A 14404-nucleotide genomic window follows, 5' to 3' on the forward strand; every position below is an offset into this window, starting at 1 on the left:
AGATGACCTGAAGTTCTCACGTCCACTTCGCCTCATGGGCGCCTATTGGAGCCGGCGGCAGCGCGAAGTACGCCGGCGTCTCGTCCAAAGCCTCAGCCGGCTGCACGCCTAGCACGCGCCCGAACTCCGACTCCACGGTCACGAGGCAATCGCGCAGATCGTCGAGGGTGACGTCGGGCGCTTGCCAGCCATCGGCAATCTGCCCGAACGATTGCAGCCACCGGCCCGTTTGCGCGAGCGAGACGCGCACATGCCAGCTTCCACCTTCGGTAGCCCGCCGCGCCAATGCGACCATCGCGCCAAATGCCGCGAGATAACCGGTCGCATGATCCAGCGCCTGACACGGCAAATGCTTCGGCTCGTTCCACCCCGCCGCCTGCCGCTCGGTGAAGGCAATCCCGCTTGCCGACTGCACCAGACTATCGAACCCGCGCCGTTGCGCCCACGGCCCTTCATGCCCATAGGCCGACACCGACACGTACACAATTCCCGGCCGCACACGCGCCAGTTCATCAGGACCGAAACCGCGCGCGGCCAGCGCTCCCGGGCGATATGCCTGAAGAAATACATCGGCGTCGGCGACCAGGCCGCGCAACACCTCACGCCCCGCCGCGTCGCGCAGATCGGCGAGCGCCGACCGCTTGCCACGTCCGTTGTCGATCACCAGCGGCGCGATGTTCGGCAGATGCGGCCCGTTGATCATCAATACGTCGGCGCCGTGCTGCGCAAGCGCCCGCCCGGCCACCGGCCCGGCAATGATGCGCGACAGATCCAGCACGCGTACTCCCGCCAGCGGCCGCTCCGCGCCGCGCTCGCGCGGCGGCTCGGCCGGTGCGTCGCCGATGCGTTCGATTTCGAAGAGCGGCAAGCCCGCGATGGCTTTCGCCTGATCGAGCGCGGCCCACTCGTCGGGCGTGCGAATCAACGCCGCGCAGAGGCCGGCGTCAGCGAGCGTCTGGTCGAGCGTCGCGCCGTCCCAGTTGCGAATCGCGGCCGCCACGGCAACAGGATCGTTCTCGCAACCGAGTATCTGCAATACGCCCCACAGGTGATGCGCAAAATTCGTGTGGAGTTGAATCCAGCGCCCGTCGCGTGTCTCGTAGAAACCCATCACCGGATCGCGCAAGGCGGGCGGCGGCCCGTCGTCGACACGCAGATAGCGCTCGCTGCGAAACGACGCCAGCGCGCGCCGCATTTCCACCGTCACGTGCTGCCTGTGCCCCGTACGCAGGCGCTGATAGTCGGCTGCCGCAAGACCGGTCGCGGCGATGCTCGCCGAGGCCAGGCTGCCGACCCGGTAGACCGACGGCAAGCCCGGATCAGCGCCGGTCAGCGTCACGGAACGCAGCGCAGTCGGGTCGCATCCGGCGAGGGTCCAGATGTGTTTGAGAGCGAGTTCAGGTGTCATGTCGTCCCTGGCGAAGCAGGAGGAAGTGAACCGAGTCTAGAATTTCGCCCCACCGCAATCAATCTTGATTATGATAATCAATATATATTGATTTCTTCGGTTTCCGCCCTTTTCCATGCCGACCTCTAACGCCATGACCGCTGCTGAAGCCGCCGCTGCGCTCGGCATCAGCTTGCCTACGCTGTACGCTTATGTGAGCCGGGGCATGCTGAGCTCGTCGCCGGATGCGCAGGGCAAGCATCGTCTTTACGACGCGGGCGAAGTGCGGCGCCTCGCGCGCCGCAAGGAAGACGGCAAGCGCGCGGGCAAGGTCGCGCAGAAGGTGCTGGACTGGGGCGTGCCTGTGCTCGAATCGTCCATCACGCTGGTCGCCGACGGGCGCCTGCTGTATCGCGGGCACGATGCGATGGAACTGGCGCAAAGCGCATCGCTCGAAGAGGTCGCGGCGCTGCTGTGGGAATGCAGCCCACGGCGCATTACCGATGCGCCGGCCGTGCCGTTCGCCAACGCTCAATGGGCCGCGTGGCTCAAGCTGTGGGGCGACAGTACGCCGCTCGATCGCGCGCTCGTGCTGCTGCCGGCCGCGGCGGCGCAAATGCCGCGCGTGTGGGCACTCGGCCGCGATGCGCAACTCGATACAGCCTGCGCCGTCATGCGGCTGCTGGCTGCCGCGATGATCTCGGCGGCGCCGTCGAACGAGCCGCTGCATCGGCAACTGGCTTTAGCGTGGCATGTGCGTAACCGCCAGCAGGCCGGCTTGCTGCGCGCGGCGCTGGTGGCCTGCGCGGACCATGAGTTGAATGCGTCCACCTTCACGGTGCGCTGCATCACGTCGACGGGCACGCATCTGTTCGGCGCGGTGGCAGGAGGTCTCGCGGCCTTGTCGGGTCCGCGCCATGGCGGCGAAACGGTGCGCATCGCCGCGCTGCTCGAAGAAGCCTCGCGCGCGCCCGATCTCGACCGCTATCTGGCGAACCGCCTCGCGCGCGTCGAACATGGCGCGCACGGGCCGGTGCTGTCGGGTTTCGGTCATCCGCTGTATCCGGACGGCGACCCGCGGGCGCGGCTATTGTTCGCCATGCTCGCCGACTGCGCGCCGGCGCGTTCACCGTTGCCTGAAGTGCTTCGATTGGCGCGCACGGTGCGCGATACGACCGGCGCGGAGCCGACCGTCGACTTCGCGCTTGCCGCCATCGAGCGAGTGCTGGGGTTGCCGGCGGGCGCCGCGTTTACGCTGTTCGCGGTTGGCCGGGTGGTCGGCTGGATTGCGCACGCCATGGAACAGACGCGCGACGGCCGCCTGATCCGGCCGCGCGCGCGTTACATCGGGGAATATGAGGCTGCCGGGCCGAACTGAGACGCTACGGACCCGGCTGGACAAGCCTGGCGATTCGTCAGGCCGCGCCGAGCCAGCGCGGCAGCCAGTTCAACATTGGCGAGCCTGAGATCGGCTTCGTTGCGGTGCGCTCGGAGCCGCTCGCCAGCGCAAAGCGCGCGCCGGCCTGACCCGCGCTGATCCACGCCACCGCGCGGCGCGGCAATTCGATCGACTGGCCGGTCGCGAGCCAGTGATCCTCACTGTCGCCCTCGATGGTCAGCCAGATCTCGCCCGAGATGACCTTGAAGATCGACGGACGCGCGACACGCCAGGCCGTCGCGGGCTCGTCATGTTCCAATTCGAAAATCCGGACTTCACGCATCGCTCTCTCCTTCAAAGAACTTTTCTCTTGTACCGATTATTGACGTGCGATGATCGGATACCCATGCACAGTTCCGAACACTTCTATCGGAACTGTTCAGTTGAAAAACCGGACAGTTGGCGCGCGCAGCCGGTTTGGTGGCGCAGAGTTCAGCCGCATCAGTCGGCGGTTCGGCGAAGGAAGATCCTCATGAAGCTTGAAATCCAACTCGATCGGGACAATGGCGTACCGCTGACCGAACAGATCGTCACCGGCGTCACGGCGTGGATCCGCTCGCGCATCGCCCACCCTGGCTCGAAGCTGCCGTCGATTCGCCAGTTTTCCGCCGACTACGGCGTGAGCCGCTTTCCGGTGATCGAGGCTTATGACCGGCTGGTGTCGCTCGGCTACGTCGACTCGCGCCATGGCTCCGGTTTCTATGTCGCCGATCGCCAGCCGGCGAGCACTCAGTGTCAGGGCTCCTCGGATCCCCGCCGCGCCGAGGACGAGTCGGACCATCTTTTGCAGCAGTTCAACCATCCGGGCGAAACGCTCAAGCTCGGCAGCGGCTTTGTCCCTGAAGCGTGGCGCGACGCGGACAGCATCGCGCAGGCAATCCGCCACGTCTCGCGGACCGATCTCGCGAGCATGGTCGATTACGCCACCCCGCTCGGCAACCTGACGTTGCGCGAGCATCTGCAAAGCCGCATCGGCCAGTTGGGGATTCAGGCGGACACGTCGCAGATTCTCATCACCAACGGCGCAAGCCAGGCGCTCGATCTGCTGATGCGCTACATGCTGAAGGCAGGCGACACGATCTTTGTCGAAGACCCCGGTTACTACAACCTGCACGGTCTGCTGAAGCTGCATGGCGTGAAACTGGTCGGCATTCCGCGCACACGCAATGGTCCGGATCTGGACGTGATGCAGGAGCAGTTGAAGTCGCATCGGCCCAAGCTGCTGTTCGTCAACACCGTGTTCCACAATCCGACGGGCACCAACGTGGCGCCGCCGGTGGCCTTCCGGCTGCTGCAGCTGGCGCGCGAGCACGGCTTCTCGATCATCGAAGACGACATCTACGCCGATTTTCAGACCGACCTCACCGATCGTCTCGCCACGCTCGACCAGCTCGAACACGTGATCTACGTGGGCGGACTGTCGAAGACGCTGTCGTCGTCGCTGCGGATTGGCTGTGTGGTCGCGAGCCACGCGATCATCAAGGATCTGGTCGACATCAAGATGCTGACGAGCATCGGCGGCTCGCGTTTTGCCGAAGCGGTCGCCGTGGCGATGCTGGAGCGCGGCGCGTATCGCAAGTATCTGGAGCGCCTGCGCCGGCGTATGCGCGACGCGCTCGGCTCGACCATTCAGACGCTCGAAGACGCGGGCTGGGAAATTTTCGACAAGCCCGCGGGCGGGAAATTCGTGTGGGCTCGCGTGCCGCATGTCGGCAATGCGGAACGGCTGGTGGAATGCGGCGTGCCGCTGGGGGTGACCGTCGTGCCGGGCAATCACTTCCGGCCGAATATGGAAATGAGTCCGTGGACCAGGATTCACATCGCATTCGGTAACGATCCACGTGCGCAGGCATTCTTCCGTGCGGCGGCGGCGTTGCCGGCGTCGGACTGAGCGCTGAACGAGCGTCGGCCCGCGCTTTTCCCTAGAATAGCGAGTCCCACAGCCCGTCCCTGCGCGCCCAGCCGCCCTCCATGTTCACGCCGACTCCGCCCGCCGCCGCCTCCAGTACGTCCAGTACACCTTCGCCCCGCTCGCTCACCGTGATGCTGTGGGTCGTCGCCACCGGCTTCTTCATGCAGACCCTCGACTCGACCATCGTCAACACCGCGCTTCCCGCGATGGCGACGAGCCTCGGCGAGTTGCCGTTGCGCATGCAATCAGTGGTGATCGCCTATTCGCTGACGATGGCCGTCATGATCCCGGTGTCCGGCTGGCTCGCCGACAAGCTCGGCACGCGCCGCGTCTTCTTCAGCGCGATCCTCGTGTTCGCGATCGCCTCGTTGCTGTGCGCGAACGCGCGCACGCTGAATCAACTGGTGGCCTTCCGGATCATGCAGGGCGTAGGCGGTGCCATGCTGCTGCCGGTGGGACGGCTCGCCGTGCTGCGCACCTTTCCAGCCGAACGCTATTTGCCGGCGCTCTCGTTCGTGGCGATTCCGGGTCTCATCGGGCCGCTGATCGGCCCCACACTCGGCGGCTGGCTCGTGAAGATCGCCTCATGGCACTGGATCTTTCTGATCAACGTGCCGGTCGGGATCGTCGGTTGCATTGCCACGTTCATCTTCATGCCGGATAGCCGCAACGAACACGTCGGCAAGTTCGACATGAAAGGCTATCTGCTGCTGGTCGTCGGCATGGTGGCAATCTCGTTCGCGCTCGACGGCCGTACCGAGTTCGGCATTCAGCACGCCACGGTGCTGGTGCTGCTGATCCTGAGCCTCGCCTGCTTCGTCGCCTACGGCTTGCATGCCGTGCGCGAGCCCTCGCCGATTTTCTCGCTCGACCTCTTCAAGATCCATACCTTCAGCGTCGGCCTGCTCGGCAATCTGTTCGCGCGGATCGGCAGCGGCGCGATGCCCTATCTGATTCCTCTGCTATTGCAGGTGAGTCTCGGCTATAGCGCCTTCGAAGCCGGCATGCTGATGCTGCCGGTAGCAGCGGCGGGCATGGCGTCCAAACGCCTCGTGACGAGCCTGATCATCAAGCACAGCTATCGACGCGTACTGATCGTCAACACGGTGCTGGTCGGCCTGACCATGGCGAGCTTCGCGCTCACCACCGCGAACCAGCCGCTGTGGCTGCGCCTCGTGCAGCTGGCGTTCTTCGGCGCCGTCAACTCGATCCAGTTCACCGCGATGAACACGCTGACGCTCAAGGACCTGGGCACCGGTGGCGCGAGCAGCGGCAACAGCCTGTTTTCGCTGGTCCAGATGCTGTCGATGAGTCTCGGCGTGACCGTGGCCGGCGCCCTGCTCGCCACCTTCACCGGTCTGCTGCCGCGCGTGACGGCCGCCAACTCGCTGCCCGCGTTTCACGCGACGTTCCTGTGTGTCGGAATCATCACGGCAGGCTCGTCGTGGATCTTCGCGCAACTGTCGCCGGACATCCGCACGCCCGCGAAAAAGACCGACCCGTCCGAACGAACCTGATGCGCGGCCACCCCGGCCGCAAGCCCGCCGCCGACCCGCAACGGGGCGCGGGCCGCACCAGCAAAGTGCGAATCACCGTCGCCGCACCCGTGCTGGCGCACAATCGTCTTACCTGTGGGGGACAATCCGGCATGCGTGCTGTGTTTCCGCACGCGCATAGTTCTTGCTCTTCTATCCTGTAAACTCACATTTTGCGCGTGCGAACCAGTGCCTAGCATGCAGGCGCGCAGCCAACTCCACACGACTGACATGATGAGCATGATCGACCTCGATCCTCCCGGCTTCCAGCCTCCCCGCCCAATGGCCGGCGACGAAGGCTCCCGGCGCACCGTTCTGTACGGCGGTTACACCGTGTTCAGCGTGTTCCAGCCAGTTTTCTCCGTGTCGCACCGGCGCGCGATCGGCTATCACGCGTCGCTACGCGCCCACGACGAACATGCGCTGCAAGTGCCGTCCCACGAGGTTTTCACGCAAGCCGCGCGACGCGGCGATCTGCTCGAACTCGGGCGGCTCGCCGAATCGCTGCACCTGGGCAACTTCAACGCGTTCGACAGTCACGACGAATGGCTCTTCCTGAGCCTGCACCCTGCAGCGCTGATGGACACCAGTTATGGCGACGCGCTGCTCGCGGGCCTCAAGGCGCTCGGCCTGCCGCCGCAGCGCGTAGTGCTTGAAGTGTCCGAACAGGCAGGCGGTGAAACGACGCGCTTCGCCGAGATCGTCGATGCGCTGCGTAAATCCGGCTTCCTGATCGCGCTCGACGGCTTCGGCGCGAAACATTCGAACATTGACCGCGTGTGGAATCTGCGGCCGGATATCGTTACGCTCGACCGCTGCATTCTCGCGCAAGCCAGCGAACATTCGCACATTGAACGCGTGCTGCCGGGCCTCGTCTCGCTGCTGCACGAATCCGGCCAACTGGTGCTGATGGGCGGCCTGAGCACCGAACGCGATGCGCTGATCGCCCTGGAATGCAACGTGGACTTCGTGCAAGGCGCGTTCTTCGCGGGCCCGAGTGTCGAACCGGTGAAGCCGCAAGCGGCGGCCGGCTTGATGGACTCGCTTTCCGCGGCGCTGCGCGCGCGGGTCACCGCGCGTGAACACGCACAATCGGCGCGGCTCGCACCGTATGTCACGGCGCTCGAAACCGCGGCCGCGCAACTGGTGGCCGGCGAGTCGGTAGCACAAGCCACCGCGCCGCTTCTAATGCTCGGCGAGACGGCACGTTGCTTCGTGCTGGACGGGTCGGGCCGGCAGATCGGCGACAACGTGCTCCCGCCGGGGCGCGCCTCGCAACGCGCCAAGCGTTTCCGCCCGCTGCTGCATTCGGAAGGCGCCAGTTGGGAACGCCGGCCATACTTTATCCAGGCGATGCGTACGCCCGGCCAGGTGCATCTCACGCCGCCTTATCTGTCCATTAACGAAGCGCATCTGTGCGTGACCGCCTCGATCGCCGCGCACACACCGACGGGCACACAGGTGCTATGCGTGGACATCAACTGGGAAGTCGCGGCCCACCGCAACTGAGCTCATAGCGCGCTGCTGGATCCGCGCAAGCAGTTGCCTGACCGCCGCGCGGCCCAGCATGCTGTTGGTGGCCTGCAGACGCGCCGCGCTCGTCACCACGCGCATGGAGACGATCTTCGTTGAGCCATCCCCCAGGCTGTTCGCGGACACGTCGAGCACCCCGACGACGTCGCCCTCGAAGAGCAAGGCGATACACAGTGTGCCCGCCACCGACACTGTCTCCGCGTTGCTCGCGTGCTCGACCAGCGACGTTACCGTGTCCATCCACCCTGCCGCCGCCGGTTCGCACGTGCTCAGCGCTGCGCACACCGGCGCGTCGCTGACCACTTGAGGCGCGTCACTGAAGAGCTGCAATAGACCGAGTCGATCCTGTGCCTCCAGCGCCGTGCGCAAGCGCTCCACGATCCGTGCATGGGCTGCGGGATCCGGTGGCTCGATCGGCGCGCCCGCGCGCTGCACGCGCGCCTTGGCCCGATGGACGATCTGGCGGCACGTCGCCGGCGTTCGTTCGAGTATCGCGGCGATTTCCGCGTAGTCACAATCAAAGGCTTCGTGCAGCACGAACGCGGCCCGTTCGTCGGGTTTCAGGCGCTCGAGCAGCAACATCACGCCATAGGACATCTCAGCCGCGCGCAAGGCCAGTTCTTCCGCCGATGGCGCCACCTCGTCGAGCCACAACTCCGGCAACCAGCCGTCGGCTTGCGACGCGCGTTCGCGCTGCACACGCCGCAGCCTGTCGATCGCCACACGCGTGGTGATCGTGGTGAGCCAGGCGGCGGGTACCTGCACCTCCTGCGTGTCCGCGAGGTGCCATTTCAACGCCACATCTTGCACCACGTCTTCCGCTTCGGCGCGGCTGCCGAGCATGCGGTACGCCAGCGCAAGCAGGCGAGCGCGCGCGGCCTCGAAACTGGATGCCTTGTCGATTCCTTGTTCCGTCATATGCAGACCTCCAGATCGTGCGTGGTGAAAAGCGCGCGGCGCCCTGCCTGCGAAGTGAACCGGGCGCGCGCCGACATCCTGCCTCATTTTGTCTTGACGTCTGGGCATCCAACGATGTGACAGCCTCGCGAAAAAATATTTCTGTCACGTCGCGCTGCGTCGCGTCGTCATAGGGAGAACAACCCGCGCAATGAATGCGCAGGTTCCGGATCGGCGGAGGCACAGCCTGGAGGCTTCGTGCCATGAAGCCATGCGCTCCCCACACCCCGCGGTCACCTACGCCGCATACACGAGATCAATATGCATTCCAGCTACCCAACCATTACCGGCCTCGGCCTCGTGCCCACGGTGATCGAGCAGTCCGGCCGCGGCGAGCGCGCCTACGACATCTATTCGCGTTTGCTGCGCGAGCGCATCGTGTTTCTGGTCGGGCCCGTGAACGAGCAATCGGCCAGTCTGATTGTCGCGCAGCTGCTGTTTCTGGAGTCCGAGAACCCTGACAAGGATATTTCTTTTTACATCAATTCGCCGGGCGGTTCTGTGTACGACGGCCTCGCGATCTACGACACCATGCAGTTCATCAAACCGGAGGTATCGACCTTGTGTACCGGCTTCGCCGCTAGCATGGGCACCTTTCTGCTGACCGCCGGCCAACGCGGCAAGCGGTATGCGCTGCCCAACGCGCGCATCATGATTCATCAGCCGTCAGGCGGCAGCCAGGGCACGGCGGCGGACGTCGAAATTCAGGCGAAGGAAGTGCTCTATTTGCGCGAGCGGCTGAATGCCATGATGGCGGAGCGCACCGGGCGCAGCATCGAGGAAATCGCCCGCGACACCGACCGCGACAACTTCATGTCAGCACAGTCCGCAAAGACGTACGGTCTCGTCGACGAGGTGCTGGAAACACGCGCTGCGCTGAATGTCGCGTCGTATCACGGGGATAGGTAGCGCGGTGGCCTGCGTGGTGAATTCACTGCTAACCAACGCCGTAGGGCCGCGATCCTGAAACTATTCAGACACAACGTCGACTGGCGTGCAAAAACCTTGGAGAACGTCACAAGAAGCGCGCGTCGTCGCGAGTTGGTGCCGTGCGCGTCGGTGCGCCCGCAACACAAAAGCTGATCACCTCCGCTGGAATCGCTATCATGGTCGCGATTCGTCGAATTCGACAATCGCTTCAAGGGAGAAAACCATGGCGTCATCCAACGAAACCGTCAGCATGGCGCTATTCTGCGACTTCGAAAACGTCGCGCTCGGCGTGCGCGACGCGAAGTACGACAAGTTCGATATCAAGCTGGTGCTCGAACGTCTGCTGCTCAAGGGCAGCATTGTCGTGAAGAAAGCGTATTGCGACTGGGATCGCTACAAGAGTTTCAAAGGTGCGATGCACGAGGCCAATTTCGAATTGATCGAGATTCCCCACGTGCGCCAATCGGGTAAGAATTCCGCCGACATCCGGCTCGTGGTCGACGCGCTCGACCTCTGCTACACGAAATCGCACGTCAATACGTTCGTGATCATCAGCGGCGACTCGGATTTTTCGCCGCTGGTGTCGAAGCTGCGTGAAAACGCGAAGCAGGTGATCGGCGTCGGCGTGCAGCAATCCACCTCCGATCTGCTGATCGCGAACTGCGACGAGTTCTTCTTCTACGACGACCTGGTGCGCGAGAGTCAGCGGACGGTCGCCAAGCGCGAGTCGTCGCGCCCGCAACAGTCCGCCCAGCCGACGGCCAAACGCGCGCCCGACGAGGAGAAGACCCGCAACAAGGAAGACCTCGAAAAACGCCGCACCAAGGCGGTCGAGATCGCGGTGCAAACGTTCGACGCACTCGCCTCCGAACGCGGCGACAGCGGCAAGATCTGGGCGTCGGTGCTGAAGAACGCGATCAAGCGCCGCAAGCCGGATTTCAACGAGACGTACTACGGCTTTCGCGCTTTCGGCAATCTGCTTGAAGAAGCGCATGCGCGCGGGCTGCTCGAGTTCGGCCGTGACGAGAAGTCGGGTGCCTATGTGTATCGGAGCACGGCTGCGAATGTGGCCGGCGACAACACGGGCGAAACTGCTGAAATCGTGGAGTCGGCCGAACAGTTGTATGAGGCGCAGGTCGCCGAAACGGTGATCGCCGAGTCCGGCGGCAAACACGAATCGCGCCGTCGCGGGCGAGGTAATCGCAAAGCAGGACGCGGCCAACAGGAGGCTGTTCAAGACGAGCGCGCGGCCGTCGAACACGGCGGCAGCAGTCGGCCTCGACCAGACGATGTGCTCGCGCAAACGCCGGAAAATGCCGAGTTCATTTTTGAGCCGCCGGAAACGCCTTGGGCAGAGCCGGAAGCGCCATGGGCGGCGCGGGAAACCGTGACGGCCGAAGAACCGGACGGCGCCGCGAGCCCGGCGGACGAGCGGGATACAAGCGCCAAGCAGCCCAAGCGTCGCAATGAACGCGCGCCACGCAAGACCGCTGCGAAGAAAGCGAAGAAGACCGCGCCGCGAAGCATCGACGACATTCCGGAAATCGCCGCGCCTGCTGAAGCGCCGGCAGCGACTGCCACAGCCACAGCGGAAGAAGCGCCCGCGCCGGCAAAAAAGGCCGCGCGCAAAACGGCGGCGCGCAGTCGTCGTCCGCGTAAGACGGCGGCGACGAGCGACGCGGAGTGAGGATGACTCATTCGGCGTGACATGTAGCGGCGCCGAGGCGGGTGCCGCTACCCAGGCTCAGCGGCAGACAGCAAGTCCTCGCTCCTTTCCGCTCACAACAACCCGAACACTGCCACGCCGTTAGTCGCGCCGACATATACCTTGCCGCGAGCGATCATCGGCGTGATGAATTTGTTGCCCGCGCCCCATTGATCACGCGTGCCGGCCTGGTTGCTGTTGTACAACTCGACAGCGAGATTGCCCGCGTTATAGGCATGCAAAGCGCCGGTCGTGCCGTTTTCCGCCGCCCAGACTATCCCATTGCTCGCGCCGTTCGCCGATACGGCTGGCGTCGCCCCCGGATACGGGAACGTGGTCGGGCTCCTCGATGCAGCCGTCGTCGCGAGAAACGCCCCCGAGACCGGCAATGCTTTCAGGTTGTCGTTCAGGCCGCCGTAATAGACCACGCCATTGTAGTAAGCGGGCGATCCCCAGATGCCACCGGCCAGCGTACCGATCAACTCCTGCCAGATATTGTTCGAGGTCGGGTTGAATTTGCCCATTGAATCGCGATCGACGACGTAGATGTGGTTGTCCTTGCCGGCCGCCACCGCCAGATGCTTGACGACGCCACTTGCCGTGGTCTGATCCGGCAGGACCATCGCGCCACCCGAGCCGAAATCGTTGTCGGTGGCCGCTTGCGTGACGACATCTGACATCGCGAAATAGTCGGTGACCTGCAGATTGCCCAACGAGAGCTTCATCATCGAGTCGCCGAAGTCGCCGTCGACCGGAAAACCCGCCGCGTTCAGCGTGGTGCCGAACGTGCCGTTGCCGTCTACGACATAGAGCGACGTGCCGTCCGACGCCATGCCCGAACCGGCCATCCAGATCGAACCCTGACTGCCGTTCGGCGTGATGTTGAGCACGCTGGTCTGTTTCAGCGTGCCGGCGCTATACGCCATCATCCAGCCGGTGTACGCCCCCCCCATGCAGTGCGCGGTCCACCCCATGTAGATGTTGCCGCCGACCAGCGTGAGTGCCGCGCGCTCCGTATGCAGCGACGGGTTGAAGGTAATCACGCCGTTCACGCTGCCCGCGCCGTTGCCCGGATAAGTCGCCGCGATTTCCGTCGGGCCGCCGAGCACTTCGGCGCCGGTGGCCAGATCGAGCGCGTGCAGCCTGTGATGGTAGCCGCCGCCGCTGTCCTTCGTCATGGCCACGGCATACAGCACGCCATTCGTGCCGCGACTGCGGTCGATGACCGGCGTCGACGTAATGCCGATCTCGGGGGTGATGTCCGGACATCCGTGGTCGTCGCTGGGCGTTTCGCCGCTGCCGATCAACGAGACCTTCCACAGTTGCGCGAAAGAGGTGGCGTCGTACGCGTAGACGCTATCGTGTTCGGTGACCACGTACACCACGTCGTGCGCCGTGCCGCCGATCGACAGACTGGTGACGAAGAGCGGCTGCCCGTCGACCTTGCCGTCCGCGGCAAGAAACGCGACTTTGCCGAAGCTCGCCGAATTGACGTTCGCCGGTGTGAGCGTGGTCTCGGCGAGCATCTGACCAGTGCGGCCGATATCGTCGTGATGCATGAGGACGTCGGTGGCGTAGGCCGTCACCGCTGACGGCGTGCTGCCGGTGCCGTTTGTTCCAGTGCCGGTGCCGTTGGTCGAGCCGGTGCCCGAACCTGTACCGCTGCTCCCTGTGCTACCCGAACCTGAATCCGAGCCGCCCGATGTGCCGCTTCCGCTTCCGCTCGCCGACCCGGAGCCCACCCCGGACGTGCCGCCAGAACCACCGCCGCCACACGACGCGAAACAGGAGGCGACGGCGATCAGCGCCACTATCGTGCCCCGACGGGTCCACGCGCCCAGCCCGGAGGTCTCAACGCCAGCTTGCGAGATTCGCATGATCGCCTCGTCTCCTGAATGGCGCGACGGTCGGCTGCGCACAACGACGGGTGCGCGCCGTGACTCAGTCGCGAGCCGCAAGAGAAGAGTCCGCCACGCGCGGCTCCCGCTCGCTGAAAACATTCATCGCGCTTACGGCTGATTAACCGTACGCCGTTTGCAAAGGCGTTTATCGCCATCGTGTCGCCTCTCTCCGCCATCCGAGGCAATAGATAACGGCGACGCGATTCAGCGGATGAGTGTGCCCGGCGGAATTCGATCAGTAGTACGGATAGGGGGAATACATTACCGGCGGCGGCCCGTAGTAACGCGGCGGCGGCGCAACATATACCGGTTGCGGCGCGTACACAGGCTGCGGCACGTAGACCGGCACTTGCGGTTGCGAAATCGTATTGCCCTTGGACGTCATGCACTGCGCGTATGCCGCGTCGTACTGCGCCTGAAGGCTACCGCCGGCATACTGGGCGCCGTTCGCGCCGGCAGCGCCGCCGACCAGCAAGCCGCTGCCCGCGCCAATCGCCGCACCCGCGCCGGCATTGCCCGCCGCCGCGCCGATGAGCGCGCCGACAGCGGCACCGCCGAGCGTGCCAATAGCCGCGCTATTGACGCTGTTCGTGGTCGCGGACTGTGACGCGCCGGTCGCGTTGGTCGAGCGATACGCGTAATCGCGACAGGTGTAGTCGTCCTGCTGGAACTGATTGAGCCGCTCGCCACTGCGCGGCAGCGCGACGATGGAAGGACCACTCGGCGGCGCCACCGCGCAACCGCCGAGGAGCGCCAGCGCGACCGCTGCCACAGGCAGTGCGACGCGTATCGATTTAGGACTTGAGATCATGGTGGCGCACGTTTCTTCATAGGGAAACCATACGTTAGGCCAATTTACGCGTGCTTTGTTTACGAGATAGTTACCGGATTTTTTCCGCCGCCATCCGGACGCGGCATCGGCAGGCTGAATGCCAATTGGAAGCTCCGGAGCCGTTACGAACTGTGACAAGATTCAGGCGGCGTGTCGTGTGAAAAGCAATCCTATGCATCTCTCGCGCAGGCCGAGACAGGACGCTTCGACGCACCTGTGCGCGCCAGCGAGCCAAGCCAGAAAAAAGAAAGCCCTCGCATGCGAGGGCTTTCTT

General features: G+C 64.5%; 11 protein-coding genes. 6 read left to right on the plus strand and 5 right to left on the minus strand.

Annotation, left to right across the window (positions count from 1 at the left end):
• Nucleotides 1-16: 16 nt before the first annotated feature.
• A complete protein-coding gene (locus tag B0G80_RS12195; RefSeq protein WP_116118158.1) occupies nt 17-1408 on the minus strand; it encodes a CoA transferase in 1392 nt (463 codons plus the stop codon).
• Nucleotides 1409-1523: 115 nt separating this feature from the next.
• Between B0G80_RS12195 and B0G80_RS12200 the strand changes: the two genes are divergently transcribed.
• Nucleotides 1524-2765, plus strand: a complete 1242-nt coding sequence (locus B0G80_RS12200; RefSeq protein ID WP_116118159.1) for a citrate/2-methylcitrate synthase — start codon at nt 1524-1526, stop codon at nt 2763-2765.
• 37 nt (nt 2766-2802) lie between these two features.
• Here B0G80_RS12200 and B0G80_RS12205 read toward each other — a convergent pair whose 3' ends face one another.
• Nucleotides 2803-3108, minus strand: a complete 306-nt coding sequence (locus tag B0G80_RS12205; RefSeq protein ID WP_116118160.1) for a DUF2917 domain-containing protein — start codon at nt 3106-3108, stop codon at nt 2803-2805.
• Nucleotides 3109-3297: 189 nt separating this feature from the next.
• On the opposite strand from B0G80_RS12205, the gene B0G80_RS12210 reads away from it, so the two are divergent.
• The 3 genes from B0G80_RS12210 (at nt 3298) to B0G80_RS12220 (ending at nt 7781) form a co-directional block, all read left to right on the plus strand.
• Nucleotides 3298-4716, plus strand: coding sequence for a PLP-dependent aminotransferase family protein (locus tag B0G80_RS12210; protein ID WP_116118161.1), 1419 nt, complete (start codon nt 3298-3300; stop codon nt 4714-4716).
• 80 nt (nt 4717-4796) lie between these two features.
• Entirely contained in the window at nt 4797-6254 is a 1458-nt protein-coding gene (gene mdtD, locus B0G80_RS12215) for a multidrug transporter subunit MdtD (protein ID WP_106283440.1), read from the plus strand.
• Between the two features lie 252 nt (nt 6255-6506).
• Nucleotides 6507-7781: an EAL domain-containing protein gene (locus B0G80_RS12220; RefSeq protein ID WP_116119633.1), complete on the plus strand. Its 1275-nt coding sequence runs from the start codon at nt 6507-6509 to the stop codon at nt 7779-7781.
• On the opposite strand, the gene B0G80_RS12225 is transcribed toward B0G80_RS12220, so the two are convergent.
• A complete protein-coding gene (locus tag B0G80_RS12225; protein WP_116118162.1) occupies nt 7737-8723 on the minus strand; it encodes a sigma-70 family RNA polymerase sigma factor in 987 nt (328 codons plus the stop codon). The two genes, B0G80_RS12220 and B0G80_RS12225, sit on opposite strands and share 45 nt — an antisense overlap.
• Before the next feature lie 300 nt (nt 8724-9023).
• Here B0G80_RS12225 and clpP point away from each other — a divergent pair, with 300 nt between their 5' ends.
• Both clpP and B0G80_RS12235 read left to right on the plus strand, forming a co-directional pair.
• Nucleotides 9024-9671 carry an ATP-dependent Clp endopeptidase proteolytic subunit ClpP gene (gene clpP, locus B0G80_RS12230; protein ID WP_116118163.1) on the plus strand — a complete coding sequence of 216 codons (648 nt, stop codon included), beginning with the start codon at nt 9024-9026 and terminating at the stop codon, nt 9669-9671.
• 244 nt (nt 9672-9915) lie between these two features.
• Nucleotides 9916-11379 (plus strand): NYN domain-containing protein, encoded by a 1464-nt coding sequence (locus B0G80_RS12235; protein ID WP_116118164.1) that lies wholly within the window; start codon nt 9916-9918, stop codon nt 11377-11379.
• A gap of 92 nt (nt 11380-11471) precedes the next feature.
• Here the strand turns inward: B0G80_RS12235 and B0G80_RS12240 are convergent, their stop codons facing one another.
• Entirely contained in the window at nt 11472-13274 is a 1803-nt protein-coding gene (locus B0G80_RS12240) for a pyrrolo-quinoline quinone (protein ID WP_116118165.1), read from the minus strand.
• Between the two features lie 259 nt (nt 13275-13533).
• A complete protein-coding gene (locus B0G80_RS12245) occupies nt 13534-14109 on the minus strand; it encodes a YMGG-like glycine zipper-containing protein (RefSeq protein WP_116118166.1) in 576 nt (191 codons plus the stop codon).
• Nucleotides 14110-14404 lie beyond the last annotated feature (295 nt).

This window comes from Paraburkholderia sp. BL6669N2, from assembly GCF_003387275.1.
GTDB lineage: Bacteria > Pseudomonadota > Gammaproteobacteria > Burkholderiales > Burkholderiaceae > Paraburkholderia.